This window comes from Dyella flagellata, from assembly GCF_030160275.1.
GTDB classification, from domain to species: Bacteria; Pseudomonadota; Gammaproteobacteria; order Xanthomonadales; family Rhodanobacteraceae; genus Dyella_B; species Dyella_B flagellata.
Map to the genome: position 1 here is coordinate 175,533 of NZ_BSOA01000034.1, position 20,994 is coordinate 196,526.

Below are 20,994 nucleotides of genomic sequence, written 5' to 3' on the forward strand. Positions count from 1 at the left end.
GGCCAGCCACGGAACGCCCACCATGCCGAGCAAGGAAACCGTACAACGCCAACGCGCATTCGGCGGGGCGCTCGGCGTGCTCGTGCTGGCTTTCGGGCTCACCTATCACTTTTTTCCCCGGGTTTTTCACGTGAGCCCGGAAGAGGTGGCCAATCCCAGCGCACCCGGTGCTGGGCGAGCGGCGCCGGTGGCCCACCCTCGCGTGAGCCCCGCAGCGCCGTCCGAGCAGGATGAAATCAACGCCGGGCCACCGTTGACGCTGGCGCCCACGGCGGTAATCGCCGCACGGCTGACGCGCAAGCCGGCACCGCTGCCCGAACAGACCAGTGCCGATCCTCCTGAGGTGAAGGCACTGGTGGAGCGCGCGGACAAGGCGTTCCTGGCCGGGCGCATTGCCGGCGACAAGAACAGTGCGGCGGCCTTGTACCTGCAGGCGCTCAAGCTCAAGCCTGATAGCCGCGCCGCCGTGCAGGGGCTGGATCAGGTACGCACGCATCTGATTGCGCAGGTCACACAGGACATCGCGGTCGGCGATTCCGAGTCGGCCGGCACGCTGCTGGACAATCTGAAGGCCTTGCCCAATACCGCCAACGACGTCGCACCGCTCGAAGCAAGCATGAAGACGCTGTTGCAAGTGCGCCCAATGCTGGCGCAGGCCGCCTCGCTGCTACAGCAAGGCAAGGCGGACAAGCCGGCCGGTAACAACGCGCTGGAATTGTATCGCCAGGTGCAGAAGCTCGATCCACAGAACGCCGTGGCGGTGCAAGGCGTTCTGCAAGTGCAGCACGTGGTGCTTGATCGCGCGCTGGCCGCGGTGGCGCAAAACGACTTCGCCGGTGCGGAGCAGTCGATGACCGAGGCTACGCCGATCCAGCCCGATTCACCGCAACTGCACGATGTGCGCAGCCAGATCGACAACATCCGCCAGCAGCGCGCGGCTAACGTGCTGGCCCAGGCGCGCTCGGCGCTGGATGCCGGCAACATCGATCTCGCCAAGCAGCTGGCCGGGCAGGCGCAATCGATCAGCCCGCAATTGGCCGGCCTGGATGAATTCGAGGTGCGCCTCACCAATGCGCGGCTCTACGCCAGCTTCAAGCCCGGACAGGTGTTCACCGACCGCTACGTGGACATGAGCGGCCAATCGCCCACCATGGTGGTGGTGCCCACCGGCAAGTTCATGATGGGGGCGCCGGACAACGAGCCTGGCCGTACCGATTCGCAGACGCCGCAGCATGAAGTGGAGATCGACAAGGGCTTTGCGTTCGCGCAAACCGATATTACCGTGGGCGAATTCAAGGAGTTCGTGCGCGCCAGTGGCTATAAGCCAGAATCCGTTACGCAGGGCGGCGCCAGCGTGTACGACGAACGCACCGGCGTGATGCGCGACGTTTCCGATGCGACTTGGGCCGACGACTATGCCGGGCACGCCGCCGCCGACAACCTGCCGGTGGTGAACATTTCCTGGAACGATGCGCGTGCCTATGTTCAATGGCTGAGCCAGCGCACCGGCAAGAAGTATCGCCTGCCCAGCGAGTCGGAATTCGAATATGCGCTGCGGGCCGGCAGTACCACGCGTTATTGGTGGGGTGGCGGTGTACCCAAGACCAAGGTGGAAAACCTTACCGGCTCGCTCGACCGTTCGCCCAGCGGGCGGCGCTGGAGTCATGCTTTCGATGGTTATGGCGACGGTCATTGGGGGCCCGCGCCGGTGATGAGTTATGCGCCAAATGCGTTCGGCCTCTACGACATGGATGGCAACGTGTCGGAATGGACGGCCGACTGTTGGCACGACAATTACGTGCGTGCGCCCGTGGATGGCACAGCGTGGATCAATCCTGGTTGTTCGGTACGCGTGGTGCGCGGCGGTTCGTGGGGCAGCTCGCCGGAGCAGGCGAATTCGGCGTATCGGCAGGGCGCGGATGCGAGCATTCGCAGTGGCCGCGTAGGCTTTCGTATCGTGCGCGAATTGTAGGCTGGGATGATAATCCCAGCTTTGTTTGAATCGTCCTGATGCTGGGATAGGCATCCCAGCCTACCTGTAAGATGCGAGGAATCCTTCTTGGATTCGCCAAATCATGATCACCTGCTACGTGCGCTACGTTCTCGATCCGAGCCTGCTGGCCGAATTTGAAGCCTACGCGAAAATGTGGATACCGTTAGTGGAGAAGTTTGGCGGGCAACATCATGGGTATTTCTTGCCTTCCGAAGGCGCGAACAACATTGCGCTGGCGCTGTTCTCCTTCCCCAGTCTCGCCGCCTACGAAAAATATCGCGCAGACTCCCTGGGTGATCCGGATTGCCAGGCTGCCTTCGCGTTTGCCGCGCAGAGCAAGTGCGTGTTGAGCTACGAACGCAGCTTTTTCCGTCCTGTGTTGTCGTGAACGCGGGCTGGGATGCCAATCCCTGCCCGCGCACCTTCATTGCGCAGGGCCGTTTGGCAATGAAATGCCCCATGCCTCGGTGACGTTCCCGCCCAACCGCCATTCGCTGAACGGCCGACGCGGCGCGATCAAGGCAGGGAGTCGCTTATCTTTGGTGTGGGCATAGTAGGGCTCCATCCACGCCAGCTCGTCCTGGAACGTCCACGGGAACAAGTCCTGCTTGACTGGGGTGATCTTGGCAAAGCTTGCCGGGTCGCGTACCGCGGCTATCACCAGGTTCGCCAGGCGCGCGATGGCGTGGTCGTTTTCCCGATAAAGATCGATATGGCGCCGTTGGACGAGTTCGGCCGTGAACACCAACGGCAGCAAGGCAAAGGTGTGGTAGTGCAGGGCACGGTTGCCGCGCTTCACTTCTCGTTCCAGCGAGCCGTCCGGACGGATGTCGCGGATGCCTTCGCGGGCGCGCAATAGCCCCGAATCGATCAGGTCCGCGTTGTTGGTCACCGTTCCGATCGCAACCAGGTTCAAGCCGGCCCAGTAGACCAGGTTGTTGTGCAGATGATTGATGGCGTCGGCGTCGCGGGTGGCGATGGCGATGCGTTGCAGCCATGGATCGATCAGTGCGAATTTTTCGGCGTTGGCGGCTTTCACCGCAGTGGGTATGCGCAAGATCACCAGCGCGAAATCGGTGCCCGCCCAGGAACGCTCGTAATAACCCTGGTAGCCGGTGATCGGACCCATCAGCGCATTGGCGCGGGCCCATGCCGTGAGCTGATCGACGGCGCAAGACCATTGGCCGGCATCAGCCGATTTGTTGAGTTGGGCAATGAATCCGCGCATGGGCTTCACGGCGCTCGCATAGCCTGCCGCATCATCGTAGAAACCGGGTGGATCGATGCTCTTCACGGGTGCAGGCACTTCGCATGCGTGGGCCGTGCGCGGAAACATCCAAGTCATGCCCATAAGTACGAACGCAATCACGATTTGCAACACTCGCCGATACATGGTCATTCCTTGGGTGGAGGGGATGGTTCAGGGCAAAGCACCGGTTCCACTGTGGCTTGACGCGCGCTCAGCACCGTCCCGGCGGACGCCACGATGATCGCGACAATAGCAAACCACTGCAGCCAGCTGAGGTGTTCACTGAGAAAGATCATGCCGGCCAAGGCGGCGAAGGCCGGTTCCAGGCTCAGCAGCGTGCCGAAGGTACGTGTTGGCAGGCGCGTCATCGCCATCATTTCCAGCGTGTAGGGCAGGGCGGAACTAAGTATGGCTATGCCCAGCGCAGGCCATAGCAGGTTCGGCGAAAACAGTGCATGGCCCGCGTGCGCCAAGCCGATCGGGAATGCCACCAGGGCGGCCACCGAAGTGCCCCAAGCCACGGCATCTGTGCCATACACCGCGCCGGCTTTCTGGCCCAGCACGATATAAAAAGCCCAGCCGACGCCGGCCGCAAGCGCGTATCCCACACCGACCGGATCGAGCCGCGTTGGCGCGTTGCCCGGCGGCAACAGCAACAGCAACCCTGCCACCACTAGGCCGATCCACACCACGTCCAGCCACCGGCGCGAATGAAACAACGCCAGCGCCAGCGGCCCGGTGAACTCCACTGCCACTGCGATACCCAGCGGTATGCGCTGCAGCGCCATGTAGAAGACCAGGTTCATGATGCCGATGGACAAGCCGTAACCCCATAGCACGCGTGGGTTGCTTGCCGTTCGCCGCGATCGCCATGGCCGCCGCAGGGCGAGCAGGATCAAAGCCGCCAGTACCAGGCGAAAAGCCGTGGCGCCTTCCGCACCCACCACCGGGAAAAGCGACTTGGCAATGGCTGCCCCGCATTGATAGGAAGCCATCGCGATCAGCAGGACGCCGATCGCGAACAAGACGGGGGCGAGCGAAGAAGTAGGCGAGCGTGGCATGTGTGCGAAGACCAATGTCAGCTTGTAGGCATCATCATGCCGGTGATATCAGGCGCGAGGATACTCTGCGCAAAGACCAAGCGTCATTAGGACATGAGTTGAGGGCAGGCGCTCAGGTGAGCGCCGTGACCGGAGATTTTTCCCTCGACATGCGTTTGGCCATGCCATAGATTTCGTGCGTAGCGATGTGTGGGAAATCAAGGGGATGGCGGCACGCTTAAGGGGGCGTGTGTTCCGACATTGTGCGCAAAGCCGCATGGAACGCCTCGCATTTTGCTCCAATCTCCAGGTATTCCCGCTCAACCGGTATCCGGGTGGCGAAACGTGTTTTGTCGGGTGATGGACTGCGGAGTAAACGGATGTCTGCGAAGAAAACAAAGGTAATTGGCCTGGCGCTGCTCCTAATCGGCTTGGCCATCGCTACTTACGTATGGATGTCACATTCCGGCATGCATCGCCAAGCGGCGGTCAGCTCTACGAACCATGCCCCTCAGCCGTCGAGTTCCAGCGCGCCGTCTCATGAGGCAACAGTCAACAGTGGGGTGTCGACCGAGACTGGCACGTATCACAACGTCCGCTTCGACTTCGCCGTCGCTTATCCGCCGAACCTGCTGGTGCCAGGACAAGAGGCGGACAACGGCGACGGATTGCAATTCACGTCCAAGGTCGACGACGCCGATATCCGCGCCTATGGTAGTTACAACGCGTTGGAGCAATCGCCGGCGGAGATGCTGCAATTCAATACCAAGGACGACTGCGCGCAAGACAAAATAACCTATCGGGTGAGCAAGCCAAGCCTGGTGGCGTATTCCTGCCTGAGCCCGAAGGGCCGCATCGTCTACGAGAAAGTCGTCATTCTTGGCGATACCTTGGCTACCCTGCGTTTCGAATACGGCGCAGGCGGGCAGGCGAGGTGGGCGCCGGTGATCAAGCAGATGGCCGATTCGCTGCGCCTGGGGCCGGGCCCGACGTATGAACAGGCGCGTTGATGCAAGCGCGATGTTCTTGATTTGCTCACGACCGTGGAGTGAAAAAACGCGGCGACAGCTGGGTGTCTGATCCGAATGCATTCAAACTCTGGGAGGAAGACCATGCCGAAACATCGTCTTGTCCAAGCCACGGCGTTTATTCGTGCTCTGATCTCGCTTATACCGTTTGCCTTCGTCACTGCCGCTAGTGCAACCGGTGCCGCCATAGCCCAGCCAACCTGCTCGGCAACAGGTACGCCGCCGCTGGAAACCGTCGAGCCAGTCACCGAGCGGCCAGCCTGCACCGACGGCCAGGTGTTGTCGTTCGATCAGAGTGGCGTGACGCGCTACGCCTGCCTCAATCTGCCGCCACATGCCGGCTCCAGCGCATCGAGGTGGCCGATGATCGTGTATCTGCACGGCTCGATGACCAATCCCGACAGCCTGTACCGGGATGGCCGAGCGCTGTTCGAATTGAGTCATGATTATCCGCTATCGACGCATGCCGGCGACAAGGGATTCATCCTGTTGGCGCCGGAAGGACGGCGTGCCAAGGCATGGGCGTCAGACGGCCCGCATACGGGAACGGGTTTTCACTGGGACGAGTGGCAGCGCGATCCAACGAAGAACCTCGATGTGCAGGCGATCGATCGCTTCGTCGACCAGGCGATTGCGACAGGCCTTGTCGATGCGAAGCAGATCTACGTGTTCGGCTGGAGCAACGGCGCGGATATGGCGGTGTTGTATGGCACATGGCGCGCGGAGCGCATCGCGGCTGTAGGCCAATATGCCGGTACCGACCCATGGCAGCGCACGCCTTGTCCTGTAGCGATGCCGTCGGGCCGGCAGGTGCCGCTCACGCTATTGCGGAACATGTGCGATGCACTCGCAACGTGTAGCGAAACCAGTAGCTGGAGCAACACGCTGGAGCAAAAGAATTGGCCATTTCGGCGCGTCAATCTGGACTGGAGCGGCAAGCAAGCCGCATCGAATGCACAATGCGCTCAAAGCTGCGGGAAGGTGCACGGCTTGTACGAGCATATTCGTTGGCCGCAGAAGGAAGTGTTGGCCAGCCAGATGCTCGAGTTCTTCAAGGCGCATCCGTTGCCTTGAGCATCGGATGCCATTGCCGCTGCGCACGCCGTAACAAGAAGTGAGGCGTCGGGAACGAGCGGGAAGGCTATGGTAAACCGCATAAAAAAAGCCAAGGCTGTTGAATGCCTTGGCTTTAGTATTTGGTGCCCAGGAGAGGACTCGAACCTCCACGGTTTTACCCGCTAGTACCTGAAACTAGTGCGTCTACCAATTCCGCCACCTGGGCAGGTGTCGCGTTGCCTTTCGGGCTGTGCGAGCCGCGTAGATTAGGGGGCGATCGACATGTTGTCAACTATTTCTTCATCTTCGTTGCTGCGGTCGTGTCTGGCGCAGCCAACCATTTATTGAACACATGCGAAGAGGCGATACTAGGGCGTGACCAAGACCAAGAAACCCAAAGGACAGGCGCCGCGCAAGTCGGCCAAGGCCCCGAAAACCCGTGCAGGCGCGCCCAGGCAGGCGCGTCGCGGCCGCGGTGAGGGAACCGGTGAAGCCATCGAGCCCAAGCGGCAGCAGGACCCGTTTGCGGAGCGTGAGGCGCAACGCTACGAGCGGCCCATTCCCAGCCGCGAGGCGATACTCGCGCTGCTGGAAGAACGTGGCGAACTGCTCACCCAGGCACGCATCGCCGAAGCGCTTGAGCTCTACGACGAATACGGCATCGCCGCCCTCACCAAGCGCCTTACGGCAATGGTGCGCGATGGCCAATTGCTGCTCGGCCGCCGTGGTGGCTATGCGCCGGCCCGCAAGCTGGACCTGATCCCCGGCGTGGTGCTGGCCAATGCCGAAGGCTACGGCTTCCTGCGCCCCGACGAGGGCGGCGACGACCTCTACCTTTCGCCGTACCAGATGCGCAGCGTGTTGCACGGTGACCGGGTGCTGGCCAGCGTGGTGGGTGTTGATCGGCGCGGACGGCGGCAGGGCTCGATTGTCGAGGTGCTGCAACGGCGTTCGTCGCGGCTGGTTGGCCGGGTGGTGATCGAAAACGGCGTCACCCTGGTGGTGCCGGATGACCGTCGCCTGCACCAGGACGTGATGATTCCCCCGGGCCAGGAGCGCGGTGCGCGCTCGGGCCAGATCGTGGTGGCCGAGATCACCGATCCGCCCACGCCTTATCGCGGCCCGCTCGGCGCGATTCGTTCCGTGCTGGGCGAACGCCTGCAGCCCTCGCTGCTGGTGGATATGGCGATCGCCAGTTACGACCTGCCGCATGAATGGCCGCCGGAAGTATTGAGGGCAGCCGAAGAGGTGGAGCCGGAAGTCACCGCGGCCGAACGCGAAGGCCGTGTCGACCTGCGCAAGCTGCCGCTGGTCACCATCGACGGCGCGGATGCGCGCGATTTCGACGACGCAGTCTATGCCGAGCCCAAGCGTGCCGGCGGTTGGCGACTGATCGTGGCGATTGCCGACGTATCCCACTACGTACCGGTAGGCACTGCGCTGGACAAGGAAGCCTACGAGCGCAGCACGTCCACCTATTTCCCCGGCTTCGTCGTGCCGATGCTGCCGGAAACGCTGTCCAACGGTATCTGCTCGCTCAACCCGAAGGTGGAACGCCTATGCATGGTTTGCGACATGCAGGTAAGTGCCACCGGTGACGTTACGCGGGCCAAGTTCTACGATGCGGTGATGCTTTCGCATGCGCGCCTCACCTATGACAAGGTGTGGCAAGCGATCGGCCTGAAGGAGGCCGATGCGCGGCATGAACTGGCGGATGTGCTGCCGCAGCTGGAAAACCTGCACGCGCTGTACCAAGCCTTGGCCGAACAGCGCCGCCGCCGTGGTGCGATCGATTTCGAAACCGCCGAGGTGAAGTTCCGCCTCGATGCGACGGGCGAAGTGCAATCGGTGGGAGCGGTGGAGCGCAATGACGCGCACAAGCTGATCGAGGAATGCATGATCGCCGCCAACGTGCAGGCGGCGATGTTTCTCAGCAAGCGCAAGATTCCCGCGCTGTACCGTGCGCACGAGCCGCCGCCGGCGGAAAAATACGAAGACCTGCAGCAGTTCCTGCGCGAGTTCAAGCTGAGCATGCCGCCGCTGGAGGATGTGACGCCCGGCGATTTCTCCGAGGTGCTGCGCAAGGTGAAGGATCGCCCCGAGCGCGAGCTGATCCAGTCCGTGCTGCTGCGCGCGCAGAGCCTGGCCGCTTACCAGCCGGATAACCGCGGCCATTTCGGCCTGGCGCTGGAGGCGTATGCGCACTTCACCTCGCCGATCCGCCGTTATCCGGATCTGCTGGTGCATCGCGCGATCCGCTACGCCTTGAAGGAAGGCAAGCCTTCCGCTTATCACTACTCCGAAGCGGCCATGGCAGCGATGGCCGTGCATTGCTCGCAGCGCGAGCGCCGTGCCGAGGAGGCCGAGCGCGACGTGGACGAGCGCTTCCGTTGCGCTTGGATGGCCAAGCACGTCGGCGAAGAGTTCGACGGCGTGGTCACCGGTGTCACTTCGTTCGGCTTGTTCGTGGAATTGGAGGAGTCGAAGGTTTCCGGGTTGGTGCACATCAGCCAGCTGTCCAACGACTATTACCACTTCGATCCGATCCGTCACCTGCTGAAGGGCGAGCGTACCGGCTTGCAGTTCCGGCTTGGCGATCACGTGCGCATCCAGGTGCTGCGCGCGAGCCTGGAGGACCGCAAGATCGATTTCCGCATGGTGCAGCCGAAAAAGAAGAAGGCGCCGGAGCCCGAGGCCGCAGCGGCGTCGCCACCCTCCACGCCACGTGCTTACGACTATGCTGCGGCAGGGGATCGTTATTCCTTGCCGTCGGGGAGACAGCCGCTTCCTGCGCTACCGCCGCTGCCGGAGTCCGAGCGCGTCGGTGCGAAGAAACGCGGCGCCCCCAAGCCGGGCAAGAAGACGGCGGCGGACAAGCCTCAAGGCAAGAGCAAAGCCAAGGCGGCAGGCAGTAAGCCGGCCAGCAAGCGCGGTACGAAAACGGCCAAGAGCCGTGCGCCGAAACCGAAGGGCAAGCGATGAGCGAGAGTTGGATCGTTGGCATCAATCCCGTCGAGGGGGCGTTGAACAACGACGCCGAGCGCGTGCGTGAGGTGCTGGTGGAAAATGGCCAGCGCAATCCGCGTGTGCACGAACTGGCGGAGAAGGCGAAGGCCTTGAAGATTCCCGTGCATCATCGGCCGCGCGAACAGTTGGATCACGTGGCCGGTGAGGCACGTCACCAAGGCGTCGTGGCGCGCTACCAGGCGCCGCCTGTGGCCAGCGAACAAGATTTGCCGGAGCTGCTTGAGCAGGCTGGCAGCGATGCGTTGGTGCTGGTGCTGGACGGTGTGACCGATCCACATAACCTTGGCGCGTGCCTGCGCAGCGCGGCGGCAGCAAAAGTGACAGCGGTGATCGTGCCGAAGGATCGCGCTGTTGGCATCACGCCGGTGGTGCGTCGCGCTTCGGCCGGTGGTGCGGACCGCGTACCGCTGGTGGCGGCCACCAATCTCGCGCGCGCCCTGCGGGCCTTGAAAGATGCCGGCGTGTGGATCACTGGCCTGGCCGGCGATACGGAACAGTCCATCTACGAGGTCGATATGAAAGGCCCGGTGGCGCTGGTGCTGGGTAGCGAAGGCGAAGGCATGCGCAGGCTCACGCGCGAGACTTGCGATTTCGTGGCGAAGATCCCCATGCCCGGCAGCATGGAAAGCCTCAACGTATCAGTGGCCACCGGCGTCGTCTTGTTCGAAGCGTTGCGTCAAAGGAGTGTGCGATGACATTCCATTGGCATGATTGGGCCGGTTACATCGGCGTCGTGCTGATGCTGCTGGCCTATTTGCTGCTGCAGGCGCACAAGCTGCGCGGCAATGGCCTGGTCTATCAGCTGATGAACGTGCTGGGCGCGCTCGGCGTGATGCTGTCGCTGCTGTTCGGTGCGTTCAATGCCTCGGCGTTCTTCATGGAAGTGGCCTGGCTGTTGATTGGCATCTACGGCATTGGGCGAAGCGCGCGCGTGCGTAGGGAAGCACGTGAGGCGGGGCATAAGACTTCGCTTTGGTAACACCTGTAGGCTGGGATGATAATCCCAGCATTGCCGAACATCCGTTCATCGAAGCGCTGGGATTATCATCCCAGCCTACGCGGCGGGAGCAGGTTCAGTCCGGCCGGTTGCCGAGCTTCACCGGCTCCGGGCTGGAGGTCAGGTCGCGCTTGTCGCGCTGTGCCGTCAACGGCTCGCCCTTGACCAGGAACCACACGTTCTCGGCGATGTTGGTGGCGTGGTCGCCGATGCGTTCGATGTTCTTGGCCATGAACAGCAGATGCGTGCAGGGTGTGATCACGCGCGGATCTTCCATCATGTACGTGAGCAGCTCGCGGAAGTAGGCCGTATAGGCTTCGTCGAGCTGCACGTCGTCCTGCCACACCTTGTAGGCCAGTTCGGCGTCGCGGTCGCGGTAGGCGCGCAGCACCCCGCGAATTTCCTCGGCAGCAAGTTCGGCCAGGTGGGCCAGGCCACCGGTGGGCGTGAGCGGGGCGGCCATGGACAGCGGGATGGAGCGCTTGGCCACATTGGCGGCGTAGTCGCCGATGCGTTCGATATCCGCGGCTATGCGCAGCGCGGCGAACACATGGCGCAAGTCACCCGCGATCGGTGCGCGCAGGGCCAGCAGGCGCACCACGTCGTGGCTGATTTCCTGCTCCAGCTGGTCGATCGCTTCATCGTTGTTGACGACGTGCTGCGCGGCGCGTTCGTCGCGACGGTCCACGACGTCGATAGCCGCTTCCAGCTGGCTCACCGATAGCTCGCCCATGCGAACCAGCTCGCCGGTAAGGCGCAGCAGTTCGTCGTCGTAGCTCTTGATGATGTGTTCCTTGCTGCTGCCGCTCATGGAAGGCCTCGTGCGATTCGGAAGTCGGGAAGGGGATTTTCGCGAGATTGGCCCCTCTCCCAGCCCACTTCCCCAAGAGGAGTGGGAAAAGGGGGAAGGTTAACCAAAGCGACCGGTGATGTAATCCTCGGTCTGCTTCTTGCCGGGCTTGGTGAAGATCTTTTCGGTGTTGTCGAATTCGATCAGGTCGCCCATGTACATGAAGGCGGTGCGGTCGGATACGCGCGCCGCCTGCTGCATGTTGTGGGTGACGATGACGATCGTGTATTCGTGCTTGAGTTCTTCCACCAACTGTTCGATACGGCCGGTCGCAATGGGGTCAAGCGCCGAGGTCGGCTCGTCGAGCAGCAGCACTTCCGGACGCAGCGCAATGCCGCGCGCAATGCACAGACGCTGCTGCTGGCCGCCGGAAAGCCCCAGCGCACTCTGCTTGAGCTTGTCTTTCACCTCGTCCCACAGCGCCGCACTGCGCAGCGCCTGTTCGACGCGGATTTCCATGTCCGCGCGCGACAGCTTTTCGTGATGGCGGATACCGTAGGCGACGTTCTCGAAGATGGTCATCGGGAACGGCACCGGCTTCTGGAACACCATGCCGACCTTGGTGCGCAGGCGGTTCATCGAGTAGGCCGGGTCGAGGATGTTCTCGCCGTCCAGCTCGATCGAACCCTTCGCTTCCAGCTTGGGGTAGATCGCATAGATGCGGTTGAAGATGCGCAGCAGGGTGGATTTGCCGCAGCCGGAGGGGCCGATGATCGCCGTCACCTGCTTCTCCGGGATATCCATGTTGATGCCTTTCAGCGCCTGGTATCCGTTGTAGTAGAAGTGCACGTCGCGCACTTTCAGCTTGGCGGGGGCCGAGGCACCGGTCAGTGCGGCCGCAGAGGCGGCGGCGAGGTCATTCATAACTCACCTTCTTGCGCGAAAACATGATGCGGGTCAGCAGGCTCAGCGCCAGCACGAACAGGGTGATCAACAGCGCGCCGGCCCAGGCGATCGCATGCAGCGCTGGATTGGGGTCGTTGGTGTACTGATAGATGGTGACCGGCATGCTGGCCATCTTGTCCAGCGGGTGCGCGGTCATGAAGTTGTTGCCGAACGCGGTGAACAGCAGCGGCGCGGTTTCGCCGGCCAGGCGGGCGAGCGCCAGTAGCACGCCGGTGAGGATGCCGGACAACGCCGCGCGCATCAGCACCTGCATGGTCAGCTTCCACTGCGGAATGCCCAGCGACAGCGCCGCTTCGCGCAAGGTGCCGGGTACCAGCTGCAGCATTTCGTCGGTGGTGCGCACGATCACCGGCAGGCCGATCAACGCCAGCGCCACGCTGCCGGCGAAGCCGGAGAAGGTGATGCGCCCGTCGGTAAGTTCCGTGGTGGGGATCACTACGATCACGTAGACGAACAGGCCGAGCACGATCGAAGGCGCCGACAGCAGGATGTCGTTGAGGAAGCGGATCGATGCACCCAGGCGGCTGCCGCTGGCGTATTCGGCCAGATAGGTGCCGGCCAGCACGCCGATTGGCGCGCAGATCAGCAGTGCCATCAAGTCCATGATCAGGCTGCCGACCATGGCATTGGCCAGGCCGCCCTGGTCGGCGTAGGCGGTGATCTTGGTGAACAGGGTGGGCTTGAGCGCTTCCAGGCCATTCTGGGCGGTGATCCACAGGATCCACACCAGGAACACCAGGCCGATCAGGGTGGCCAGCCCGCTCAACGCCAAGGCAACGATGTTGACGACGGCGCGGCGTGCGTAGACGGCGGACATCAGCGGCCCTCCTTGCGCGCCAGCTGGCGCAACATGAGACGCGCGATCAACAGCACGATGAAGGTCACCACGAACAGCAGGAAGCCCAGCGCGATCAGCGCGGAACGGTGCAGGCCGACCGCTTCGTTGAATTCGTTGGCGATGCTGGAGGAAATGGAGGTGCCGGGCATCAGCAGCGAGGCGGTGAGGTTGTACGAATTGCCCAACACGAAGGTCACCGCCATGGTTTCGCCGAGTGCGCGCCCCAGGCCGAGGAAGATACCGCCGATCACCGCCGAGCGGGTATACGGCAGCACGATGTCCCACACCACTTCCCAGGTGGTGGAGCCCAGCGCGTAGGAGGATTCCTTCAGCCGCGCCGGCACGGTCTGGAACACTTCGCGCATCACCGAGGAAATGAACGGCAGGATCATCACCGCCAGCACGATGCCCGCGGTCAGCAGGCCAAGCCCCAGGGGGGGGCCGTTGAAGAGATTGGGCAGCACGCTGAACATCAGCACATAGGAGAGTGCGCCGCTCAGGGAGATCGCCAGCACCAAGGCCGTGGCAGTCAGTGCCATGCCATGCAACCAGCGGTGCAGCGCGCCATAGAACATCGGTAGCGTCGGGATCAGCAAGATCAGTGTGCCGATGACGAGCCGCACGGCCTGCACGCCACCGCTTGGCGACGCGTCGCCGAAGTAGTCGCTCAACCAGGGTTCGACATAGGTAGACATGAAAGGCACGAACACGAACAGGCCCCACATGCCGTAGATGATCGAGGGGATCGCCGCCAGCAGTTCAATGGCTGCGCCCACCGGTCCGCGCATCCAGCGGGGCGCGATCTCGGTGAGGAACAGGGCGATGCCGAAGCTCACCGGTACAGCGAGGATCAACGCGATCAGCGAAGTGACCAGGGTGCCGACGATGGGCGCCAAGGCACCAAACTGGTTCTCGACCGGGTTCCAGTCCGAGCTGAGCAGGAAGTGCAGGCCATCGTGGAACAGCACATCTCGGCCGCCCCAGAGGGTGGAGAGCGCCGCGCCTAGCAGGGCCGCCAGCACCAGCAGCGCGCAAAAGCGTAGCGCGAGCCGGAAGATCAGGTCGTGGCGGGCATCGGTGCGCGAACGATGTTCAGTATCGCGGGGGATCGGTTCGGCGCTTAGGGCTGACATGTGCGGCGTGATTTTTTGCGATGGTTTCAGTCAGCACGACGCGCGCAACAAGGCGTTGCGCGCGTCGCTTCAGTCGCTTTGGCTGTGCGTCCTTGCACCAGGCCTCAAGCTTACTTCTTGTACTGGCTGGCCCAGTAGGCTTCGATCTGCTGCACCAGCGAAGCGGGCAGGGGTACGTAATCCAGCGAACGGGCGGCGTCCTGGCCCTGTTCGTAAGCGTACTTGAAGAAATCGAACGACACCTTGGTGTTGCCGGCGTTCTTCGGCGACTTGTACATGATCACCCACGAGGTGGCGGTGATCGGCCACGCATCGGCGCCCGGGGCGTTGGTCATCAGCAGGTTGAAGTCCTGCGCGCTCTTCCAGTCGGCCGTGTTGGCGGCGGCCTGGAAGCTGGCGATGGTCGGCTCGACCACGCTGCCGGCGGCATTCTTCATCTTCGCGTAGCCGAGCTTGTTCTGCTTGGCATAGGCGTATTCCACGTAGCCGAGCGAGTTGGGGATCTGCTTGATGTAAGCGGACACGCCCTCGTTGCCCTTGCCGCCGATACCGGTCGGCCACTGCACGGCGGTGCCTTCACCCACCTTCGCCTTCCAGTCCGCGCTCACCTTGGAGAGGTAGTCGGTGAAGTTGAAGGTCGTGCCCGAGCCATCCGAACGATGCACCACGAAAATCTTGGCGCTCGGCAGGTGCAGGCCGGGGTTGAGCTTGGCGATGGCCGGATCGTTCCAGGTGGTGATCTTGCCCAGATAGATCTCCGACAGGGTCGGGCCGTCCAGCACCAGTGCGCCCGGCGCAACGCCGGCTACGTTGAACGCCGGCACGATGCCGCCGATCACGTCAGGGAACTGACCCAGGCCGAACTTGGCCAGGTCTTCGGCCTTCAACGGCATGTCGGACGCACCGAAGTCCACCGTGCCGGCCTTGATCTGCGCGATGCCGCCGCCCGAGCCGATCGACTGATAGTTGATGTGATTGCCGGTCTTCTCCGCATACGAGGCGGACCACTTGGAGATCACGGGATAGACGAAGCTGGAGCCCGCACCGGTGATGTCGGTGGCCTGGGCCGTCGTGCCAAGCAGGGACGCGGCAACCGCGAAGGCGAGCGTGCCGAGGCGAGACGGAAGTTTCAGAGAGGTCAACACAGTGGCTCCTTGGAGGGCAGTGGCAAAGTAATACCTACGACCCGCCTATTGCAGAGGTTAGGTGTTGCAATGAGATGTGATGAATGTGTCAACTTGATGACAAGCGTAAAATCTTGCGAGAAACCGGGCGTAACCCTCGCTACGCCAGTTCCGGATTAGCAGGCGCTGAGCTACGGCAACGCCGTGCCTACCCGCTCCAGCTCCAGCACCTGCAACGAGTGCAGCCGGTTCACGATCCGGCAGAACAGCAGGGCTGTGCGCTCGGCGTCGTACACCGCCGAATGCGCCTCACTGGAATCGAAACTGTAGCCAGCGGCAATCACGGCCTTGCTCAGCACGGTCTGCCCGTACATCAGGCCGCTCAAGGTGGCGGTGTCGAAACAGCTGAAAGGATGGAACGGGTTGCGCTTGTGACCGACGCGACGCACGGCGGCGTTGAGGAATCCGAGGTCGAATGCGGCGTTATGCCCTACCAGGATGGCGCGCTGGCATTCGTTGGCGCGCACGGCTGCGCGTACCGCTTGAAAGATATGGTCCAACGCGGCCCGCTCATTCAAGGCGGCGCGTAAAGGATTGTCCGGGTCGATGCCGGTGATCTCCAGCGCGCGTGGGTCGATGTTCGCGCCGGGAAAGGGTTCGACATGGGTGGACACCGCCGGGTGAGGGTACAGTTTGCCCTCCTGATCCATGCCCACGGTGACGGCAGCGATTTCCAGCAAGGCGTCACGCTCGGCGTCGAAGCCGCCGGTTTCTACGTCCACGATAACCGGCAGGAAGCCGCGGAAACGCTCGGCCATACGGGCCGCCAAACTGTTATTGAGTAGCTCCATTCAGTAAGCATATCAGCCGGCTGGTGGCGCTGCCGTTTGCCGTCGGCACTGGCATGCCCATCCCGGCTGTGCGCGCGGCTTCATGATGCTGGGATTGTCATCCCAGCCCACCGGTACTCGTTCGGCCATGCCGAAGAATCCGTCCGCCACAGATGACGGACCGTACGGTTTGTCTTCGTTTTGTCACATAACATCCATCTAACGGTAAAGCTGCCGCTCGATGATGCGCCCAGCCCGCAGGCCGCTCCAGGGGAAGGACTGTGATGCCGCGCGGTTTCATTTGATCTAGCGGAGATAACAACATGCGTTCCAAGATGCTCACGGTGGCCATCGCTGCCGGTTTGGGCTTGACCAGCGTTACGGCGACTGTGTCGGCTCAGACATCGAACAAGAAGGTGACCGTCAGCGCCGCCGAACTGTCGCAGATGAAGGCCGAGATCGCGGCACTGGAGCAGAAGGTTCAAGACCTGGAATCGCAGCAGCAGGCGCAGCAGCAGGCTCAGGTTGAGACCGCTCAATCCGTGCAGGCTACGCAGGCTCAGGTACAGGCCACGCAGAAGCAGGTGGTGGCCGCCACTACCGAGCATAAGGGCGACATCCTCGGTGGCACCGGTGGTGTGAAGTGGACCTTCGGCGGCTTCCTGGCGGCTGAATCGGCCTACCGTTCGCGCGACACCGCCGATGACATCTCGACCAAGTTCACCGCCATTCCGTTCAACGGTGGTACGAGCACCGCGCCGATCAATACGAGCAGCGGCGCCACCACGACCTATCCGGTCACCAACGCCAAGAACAACCAGTTCGTGTACAGCGCGCGCCAGAGCCGCCTGTCGATCAAGGCCGAAGGCGACATCAACGATACGACCCACGTGACGGGCTACTACGAGACGGACTTCCTCGGTGGCGCCCAGACGGCGAACATGAACGAGAGCAACTCGTTCAACATGCGTATCCGTCAGTTGTGGGCCAACGTCGACTGGAACGACTACGGCATGCACCTGCTGGCCGGTCAGGCGTGGTCGTTGATGACGCTCGACAGCGCGGGCATCACCGCCGGCAAGGAAGTGCTGCCGCCGACGATCGACGCGCAGTACGGCGCGGGTTTCAACTGGGCTCGCCAAACGCAGTTGCGCTTCGTGAAGGATTGGGACAAGAAGTGGTGGTTGGGCGTGTCGGTGGAAAATCCGCAGACCGCGGGCATCGGCGGCACCGCCGGTCCGGGCACCAAGGGCTATGCGACGACGACCGCCACGGTCGGCGCCGGTTCTCTGTATGACACCCTGAACTCGGTGTCGCTCAACCAGATCCCGGACATCCTCGTGAAGTTCGCGGCTGACCCGGGTTGGGGCCACTACGAAGTGTTCGGCATCTCGCGCGAATTCACCACCCGCGTCACGCCGACCGCTGCCAACGGTGGTCCGGGCGCCACCACCAACCAGACCGCGCACGGCGGCGGCTTCGGTTTCGGCGTGCTGTTGCCGGTGCTGCCGAAGGTCGTGGACTTCCAGCTTTCGGGCATGAGCGGCAAGGGCATTGGCCGTTATGGCACCTCTGGTCTGAACGACATTACCTACACGACCAGCGGCGCTCCGCATCCGCTGAAGGAAAACATGGTGCTCGGCACGCTGACCTGGCATGCATCCGACGCTTTGGATTTGTACGTCGAAGGTGGCCGCGAGCAGCAGGACAGCTACCAGACGGTCGGCGTGAACGGCTTGCCGCTCGGCTATGGCGCCGGCGCTCTCGGCTACAACAACGCCAACTGCGGCGTGTATGGTGCGGCCACCGGTTGCACGGGCCAGAACCGCAGCGTCAAGGAAGAATCGTTCGGCTTCTTCTGGAAGTTCTACCAGGGCAAGTTCGGCCGCGTGCAGTTCGGTACGCAGTTCTCGCATCTCTCGCGTCAGCTGTTCACCGACGCAGCGGGCCACGCTCCGTCCGCTTCGGACAACATGTTCTTCACCAGCTTCCGTTACTATCCGTTCTAATCGTTTATCGGAAGGGAGTTCTACCCAAGGATGGAAAAACGGCGGGCATGTCCCGCCGTTTTGCTTTTTTGCGCGTGCGCGGCATGCGTGAGTGAATGAGCCGGCATGACTTGTTCAGATGCATGAATTTGCATTTATCTACGCGCTTGCAGTGCCTGGGACCAATCCGATACTTTTCCCAGCATGTTGTCGTTCAACCGCCATCGTTCGTTGCTGCTGACGCTTTGCGCGCTCGCCCTGCTGTTGCTGGCGAGCACGAGCAAAGTGTTTGGCGTGCAGCCACGCCATAGCCTTTGCACACAGACTGCGCATGCATCGGCCATGGCAGTTGTGGGTGATGACGAATCCGTGGCGGAAGCGGGTCACGATTCCTCCAACGACTACAACAACGGCCAGTTCGAAGACGATAGCGGCGTAGACGACGAGCTGGTTTCGCCAGCGCTCGTGCACGTCGCGCTGGTCCCGGTGCGCTCCGGCGTTCCGGTAGACATCGCTCCATCCTTGCGGCCTGCGCCCACTGCCGGCCCGCTGCGGCCACCACGCGCCGCCTGACGTCATCCAGCGGCGTTCCTGCCGCTGCTAGTTCCCTGAACTTTTCTTTGCTTCGGCAGCGCTTGCTCGCGCGTAGGCGCGTGTGGCTGTCGCGGTATCCCTTTGCATCCAGCGCGGTCGCCGCGGCTATGCAAGCGTCTAGTGGAGATATTCCCCATGCAACGTCTGATCGACGGTTTCCAGTACTTCCGCCAGGAAGTTTTCCCCGAGCAGCGCGAGCTGTTCAAGCAGCTGGCCTCAGGCCAGAGCCCCAGCACCCTGTTCATTACCTGCGCCGATTCGCGTGTGATGCCCGAGATGATCTTCAACGCGCAGCCGGGCGAGCTGTTCGTCTACCGCAATATCGGCAACATTGTGCCGCCGTATGCACAGCATGTGAGCGGCGTGGTGGCTGCCATCGAGTACGCCGTACGCGTCCTCGAGGTCAGGCACATCGTGATTTGCGGTCATTCCGATTGTGGCGCAATGAAGGCGCTGCAAAACCCCGCACTGGTGAAGGACATGCCATCGGTCGTAGCGTGGATGAAGCATGGCGACGTAGCCAGGTATGTGGTTGCGCAGAACAGTCATGGCTTGTCCGAACACGAAACGCTGGCCTGCCTGACGCGCGAAAACGTGGTCGGCCAGCTTGAACATCTGCGCACCCTGCCGGTGGTGGCTGCAGCCATGGCGCGTGGCGATCTGAGCATTCATGGTTGGGTCTACGACATTGCCCATGCGGAGATCGACGCATTCGATGCGGAACTCGGCTGCTTCGTGCGGCTAGATCCTTCTACCGGCAAGCTGCCCGATGCGACCCCACACGTGCGCTTTGCTGCCACCGGCACCTGAGGAGCGGATCATGCGATCGTATTTTTCACAAGGACTTTTCGGACGTGATCTGCTCGGTTCGATCGTGGTGTTCCTGGTGGCGTTGCCGTTGTGCATGGGTATCGCCATCGCTTCGGGCATGCCGCCTGCGGCGGGCTTGATCACCGGCATCGTCGGCGGCCTCGTGGTCGGTGTCATGGCCGGCTCGCCCTTGCAGGTAAGTGGCCCTGCGGCGGGCCTGGCGGTGCTGGTGTTCGAACTGGTGCGCGAACATGGCGTGGCGGCATTGGGACCGGTGGTGTTGCTGGCCGGGCTGGTCCAGATCATCGCCGGAGCGAGCAGGGTGGGCGTGTGGTTCCGCATGATCTCGCCGGCGGTGGTGGCAGGCATGTTGTCGGGCATTGGCATCCTGATCGTGGCTTCGCAGATGCACGTGCTGATCGATGCCATGCCCAAGGCGCGTGGTCTGGAGAACTTCGCTGCCTGGCCGGATGCATTGGCCAGTGCCTTCAAGGGCGAAGTCGGCAGCGTGTCGGCGCTCATCGTCGGCCTGTCGACCATTGTCATCATGCTGGGCTGGGAGAAGCTGCGCCCGCACGCCTTGCGCTTCGTGCCTGGCGCGTTGCTGGCCGTGGTGACCATTACTGCCGCTGTCACACTGTCGGGCACCGCGGTGAGGAAGGTGAATATCCCGGCGAATCTATTCGCCGCGGTGGAACTGCCGACCTTCAGCGGTCTCGCTTCGTTGGCGCAACCGTCACTGTTGGTGGCTGCTCTCACTTTCGCGCTGATTGCCAGTGCAGAGACGCTGCTCTCGGCGGCGGCGGTGGACCGCATGCATAACGGTGCGCGTACCAACTACAACCGCGAGCTGACTGCGCAAGGCGTGGGCAATATGCTGTGCGGCTTGTTGGGTGCCTTGCCGATGACGGGCGTGATCGTGCGCAGCGCCGCCAACGTGCAGGCCGGTTCCGCTACGCGGATGGCGGCGATTCTGCACGGCGGCTGGTTGCTGGTGTTCGCGATGCTGTTGCCGTGGCTGATCCGCGCCACACCGGTGGCATGCCTGGCCGGTATCCTGGTGTTCACCGGCATCAAGATGGTCAACCTCAAGCAGATGAAATCACTGGCGAAATATGGCCGTGGCAACTTCGTGGTGTATGTAGTCACCGCGCTGGCCATCGTCGCGACCGACCTGCTGACCGGCGTGCTGGTGGGCTTTGCGCTGTCGGTGCTCAAGCTCGCGCTGCAATCCTCGCGGCTACGGATGGGGCTGACGGACCACGAAGAGCCGGGCATGCTCAGGCTGGAACTGGACGGTTCGGCGACTTTCTTCAAGGTGCCGGCTTTGACGCGCACGTTGGAGCAAGTGCCTGCGAACACTCGTGTAATGCTGGACGTTGAACGCCTTCGCCACGTGGACCAGGCCTGCCTGGAAGTGCTGACCGAATGGGAAAGTAATGCCAAAGCGCGCGGCTGCGAGCTGGTGGTCGATTGGAAGGCGCTACACAAGCGCGTGGAGGGCTTGCGTCGGGCAGCCTGAGCGACAGCC

At 62.6% G+C, this 20,994-nt stretch carries 19 protein-coding genes and 1 tRNA gene; 11 read left to right on the forward strand and 9 right to left on the reverse strand.

Going from position 1 to position 20,994, the window contains the following annotated elements; translation table 11 throughout:
* The first annotated feature begins 22 nt into the window (after positions 1 to 22).
* Together QQJ96_RS15130 and QQJ96_RS15135 are read left to right on the forward strand one after the other, a co-directional pair.
* Complete coding sequence (locus QQJ96_RS15130) at positions 23 to 1,972, forward strand: formylglycine-generating enzyme family protein (protein WP_284332845.1); 1,950 nt, start codon at positions 23 to 25, stop codon at positions 1,970 to 1,972.
* 118 nt (positions 1,973 to 2,090) lie between these two features.
* A complete protein-coding gene (locus QQJ96_RS15135; protein WP_284332846.1) occupies positions 2,091 to 2,381 on the forward strand; it encodes an NIPSNAP family protein in 291 nt (96 codons plus the stop codon).
* Between the two features lie 36 nt (positions 2,382 to 2,417).
* On the opposite strand, the gene QQJ96_RS15140 is transcribed toward QQJ96_RS15135, so the two are convergent.
* Both QQJ96_RS15140 and QQJ96_RS15145 read right to left on the reverse strand, forming a co-directional pair.
* Positions 2,418 to 3,386 (reverse strand): mannuronate-specific alginate lyase, encoded by a 969-nt coding sequence (locus tag QQJ96_RS15140; protein WP_284332847.1) that lies wholly within the window; start codon positions 3,384 to 3,386, stop codon positions 2,418 to 2,420.
* A gap of 2 nt (positions 3,387 to 3,388) precedes the next feature.
* Positions 3,389 to 4,303, reverse strand: a complete 915-nt coding sequence (locus QQJ96_RS15145) for an EamA family transporter (RefSeq protein WP_284332848.1) — start codon at positions 4,301 to 4,303, stop codon at positions 3,389 to 3,391.
* A gap of 542 nt (positions 4,304 to 4,845) precedes the next feature.
* On the opposite strand from QQJ96_RS15145, the gene QQJ96_RS15150 reads away from it, so the two are divergent.
* Both QQJ96_RS15150 and QQJ96_RS15155 read left to right on the forward strand, forming a co-directional pair.
* Entirely contained in the window at positions 4,846 to 5,292 is a 447-nt protein-coding gene (locus tag QQJ96_RS15150) for a hypothetical protein (protein ID WP_284332849.1), read from the forward strand.
* Positions 5,293 to 5,394: 102 nt separating this feature from the next.
* On the forward strand, positions 5,395 to 6,384 hold the full coding sequence (locus QQJ96_RS15155) for an alpha/beta hydrolase family protein (RefSeq protein ID WP_284332850.1): 990 nt from the start codon (positions 5,395 to 5,397) through the stop codon (positions 6,382 to 6,384).
* A gap of 123 nt (positions 6,385 to 6,507) precedes the next feature.
* On the opposite strand, the gene QQJ96_RS15160 is transcribed toward QQJ96_RS15155, so the two are convergent.
* Positions 6,508 to 6,592: transfer RNA gene (locus QQJ96_RS15160), tRNA-Leu, on the reverse strand.
* A gap of 149 nt (positions 6,593 to 6,741) precedes the next feature.
* Between QQJ96_RS15160 and rnr the strand changes: the two genes are divergently transcribed.
* The 3 genes from rnr to QQJ96_RS15175 are packed head-to-tail and all read left to right on the forward strand — an operon-like array spanning position 6,742 to position 10,372.
* On the forward strand, positions 6,742 to 9,348 hold the full coding sequence (rnr, locus tag QQJ96_RS15165; RefSeq protein ID WP_404649131.1) for a ribonuclease R: 2,607 nt from the start codon (positions 6,742 to 6,744) through the stop codon (positions 9,346 to 9,348).
* Complete coding sequence (gene rlmB / locus QQJ96_RS15170) at positions 9,345 to 10,088, forward strand: 23S rRNA (guanosine(2251)-2'-O)-methyltransferase RlmB (RefSeq protein ID WP_284332851.1); 744 nt, start codon at positions 9,345 to 9,347, stop codon at positions 10,086 to 10,088. Before rnr ends, rlmB begins: the two co-directional genes overlap by 4 nt.
* Positions 10,085 to 10,372 (forward strand): CBU_0592 family membrane protein, encoded by a 288-nt coding sequence (locus tag QQJ96_RS15175; RefSeq protein ID WP_284332852.1) that lies wholly within the window; start codon positions 10,085 to 10,087, stop codon positions 10,370 to 10,372. The genes rlmB and QQJ96_RS15175 overlap by 4 nt, the downstream gene beginning before the upstream one ends.
* 94 nt (positions 10,373 to 10,466) lie before the next feature.
* Here QQJ96_RS15175 and phoU read toward each other — a convergent pair whose 3' ends face one another.
* The 6 genes from phoU to rnt all read right to left on the reverse strand — a co-directional run bounded on the left by phoU (position 10,467) and on the right by rnt (position 16,092).
* A complete protein-coding gene (gene phoU, locus QQJ96_RS15180) occupies positions 10,467 to 11,201 on the reverse strand; it encodes a phosphate signaling complex protein PhoU (protein WP_284332853.1) in 735 nt (244 codons plus the stop codon).
* A gap of 99 nt (positions 11,202 to 11,300) precedes the next feature.
* Positions 11,301 to 12,104: a phosphate ABC transporter ATP-binding protein PstB gene (gene pstB, locus QQJ96_RS15185; RefSeq protein ID WP_284332854.1), complete on the reverse strand. Its 804-nt coding sequence runs from the start codon at positions 12,102 to 12,104 to the stop codon at positions 11,301 to 11,303.
* Positions 12,097 to 12,963, reverse strand: coding sequence for a phosphate ABC transporter permease PstA (gene pstA / locus QQJ96_RS15190; RefSeq protein ID WP_284332855.1), 867 nt, complete (start codon positions 12,961 to 12,963; stop codon positions 12,097 to 12,099). The genes pstB and pstA overlap by 8 nt, the downstream gene beginning before the upstream one ends.
* A complete protein-coding gene (locus QQJ96_RS15195; RefSeq protein ID WP_284332856.1) occupies positions 12,963 to 14,117 on the reverse strand; it encodes an ABC transporter permease subunit in 1,155 nt (384 codons plus the stop codon). The genes pstA and QQJ96_RS15195 overlap by 1 nt, the downstream gene beginning before the upstream one ends.
* Positions 14,118 to 14,227: 110 nt before the next feature.
* A complete protein-coding gene (pstS, locus tag QQJ96_RS15200; RefSeq protein ID WP_404649132.1) occupies positions 14,228 to 15,259 on the reverse strand; it encodes a phosphate ABC transporter substrate-binding protein PstS in 1,032 nt (343 codons plus the stop codon).
* Between the two features lie 173 nt (positions 15,260 to 15,432).
* Positions 15,433 to 16,092 carry a ribonuclease T gene (gene rnt / locus QQJ96_RS15205; protein ID WP_284332857.1) on the reverse strand — a complete coding sequence of 220 codons (660 nt, stop codon included), beginning with the start codon at positions 16,090 to 16,092 and terminating at the stop codon, positions 15,433 to 15,435.
* A gap of 302 nt (positions 16,093 to 16,394) precedes the next feature.
* On the opposite strand from rnt, the gene QQJ96_RS15210 reads away from it, so the two are divergent.
* The 4 genes from QQJ96_RS15210 to QQJ96_RS15225 all read left to right on the forward strand — a co-directional run bounded on the left by QQJ96_RS15210 (position 16,395) and on the right by QQJ96_RS15225 (position 20,985).
* Positions 16,395 to 18,080 carry a coiled-coil domain-containing protein gene (locus tag QQJ96_RS15210; protein ID WP_284332858.1) on the forward strand — a complete coding sequence of 562 codons (1,686 nt, stop codon included), beginning with the start codon at positions 16,395 to 16,397 and terminating at the stop codon, positions 18,078 to 18,080.
* A 183-nt stretch (positions 18,081 to 18,263) separates the two neighbouring features.
* Positions 18,264 to 18,632, forward strand: a complete 369-nt coding sequence (locus QQJ96_RS15215; RefSeq protein ID WP_284332859.1) for a hypothetical protein — start codon at positions 18,264 to 18,266, stop codon at positions 18,630 to 18,632.
* Between the two features lie 156 nt (positions 18,633 to 18,788).
* Positions 18,789 to 19,463: a carbonic anhydrase gene (locus QQJ96_RS15220; protein WP_284332860.1), complete on the forward strand. Its 675-nt coding sequence runs from the start codon at positions 18,789 to 18,791 to the stop codon at positions 19,461 to 19,463.
* Positions 19,464 to 19,473: 10 nt separating this feature from the next.
* Entirely contained in the window at positions 19,474 to 20,985 is a 1,512-nt protein-coding gene (locus QQJ96_RS15225) for a SulP family inorganic anion transporter (protein ID WP_284332861.1), read from the forward strand.
* Positions 20,986 to 20,994: the final 9 nt, after the last annotated feature.

What these genes read in the sequence shown, in the direction of transcription:
- QQJ96_RS15130 (WP_284332845.1), top strand. Translation starts at nt 23, where the DNA reads ATGCCGAGCAAGGAAACCGTACAACGCCAACGCGCATTCGGCGGGGCG.
- QQJ96_RS15140 (WP_284332847.1), bottom strand. Translation starts at nt 3,386, where the DNA reads ATGTATCGGCGAGTGTTGCAAATCGTGATTGCGTTCGTACTTATGGGC.
- QQJ96_RS15145 (WP_284332848.1), bottom strand. Translation starts at nt 4,303, where the DNA reads ATGCCACGCTCGCCTACTTCTTCGCTCGCCCCCGTCTTGTTCGCGATC.
- QQJ96_RS15155 (WP_284332850.1), top strand. Translation starts at nt 5,395, where the DNA reads ATGCCGAAACATCGTCTTGTCCAAGCCACGGCGTTTATTCGTGCTCTG.
- rlmB (WP_284332851.1), top strand. Translation starts at nt 9,345, where the DNA reads ATGAGCGAGAGTTGGATCGTTGGCATCAATCCCGTCGAGGGGGCGTTG.
- QQJ96_RS15175 (WP_284332852.1), top strand. Translation starts at nt 10,085, where the DNA reads ATGACATTCCATTGGCATGATTGGGCCGGTTACATCGGCGTCGTGCTG.
- phoU (WP_284332853.1), bottom strand. Translation starts at nt 11,201, where the DNA reads ATGAGCGGCAGCAGCAAGGAACACATCATCAAGAGCTACGACGACGAA.
- pstB (WP_284332854.1), bottom strand. Translation starts at nt 12,104, where the DNA reads ATGAATGACCTCGCCGCCGCCTCTGCGGCCGCACTGACCGGTGCCTCG.
- pstA (WP_284332855.1), bottom strand. Translation starts at nt 12,963, where the DNA reads ATGTCCGCCGTCTACGCACGCCGCGCCGTCGTCAACATCGTTGCCTTG.
- QQJ96_RS15195 (WP_284332856.1), bottom strand. Translation starts at nt 14,117, where the DNA reads ATGTCAGCCCTAAGCGCCGAACCGATCCCCCGCGATACTGAACATCGT.
- rnt (WP_284332857.1), bottom strand. Translation starts at nt 16,092, where the DNA reads ATGGAGCTACTCAATAACAGTTTGGCGGCCCGTATGGCCGAGCGTTTC.
- QQJ96_RS15210 (WP_284332858.1), top strand. Translation starts at nt 16,395, where the DNA reads ATGCGTTCCAAGATGCTCACGGTGGCCATCGCTGCCGGTTTGGGCTTG.
- QQJ96_RS15215 (WP_284332859.1), top strand. Translation starts at nt 18,264, where the DNA reads ATGTTGTCGTTCAACCGCCATCGTTCGTTGCTGCTGACGCTTTGCGCG.
- QQJ96_RS15220 (WP_284332860.1), top strand. Translation starts at nt 18,789, where the DNA reads ATGCAACGTCTGATCGACGGTTTCCAGTACTTCCGCCAGGAAGTTTTC.
- QQJ96_RS15225 (WP_284332861.1), top strand. Translation starts at nt 19,474, where the DNA reads ATGCGATCGTATTTTTCACAAGGACTTTTCGGACGTGATCTGCTCGGT.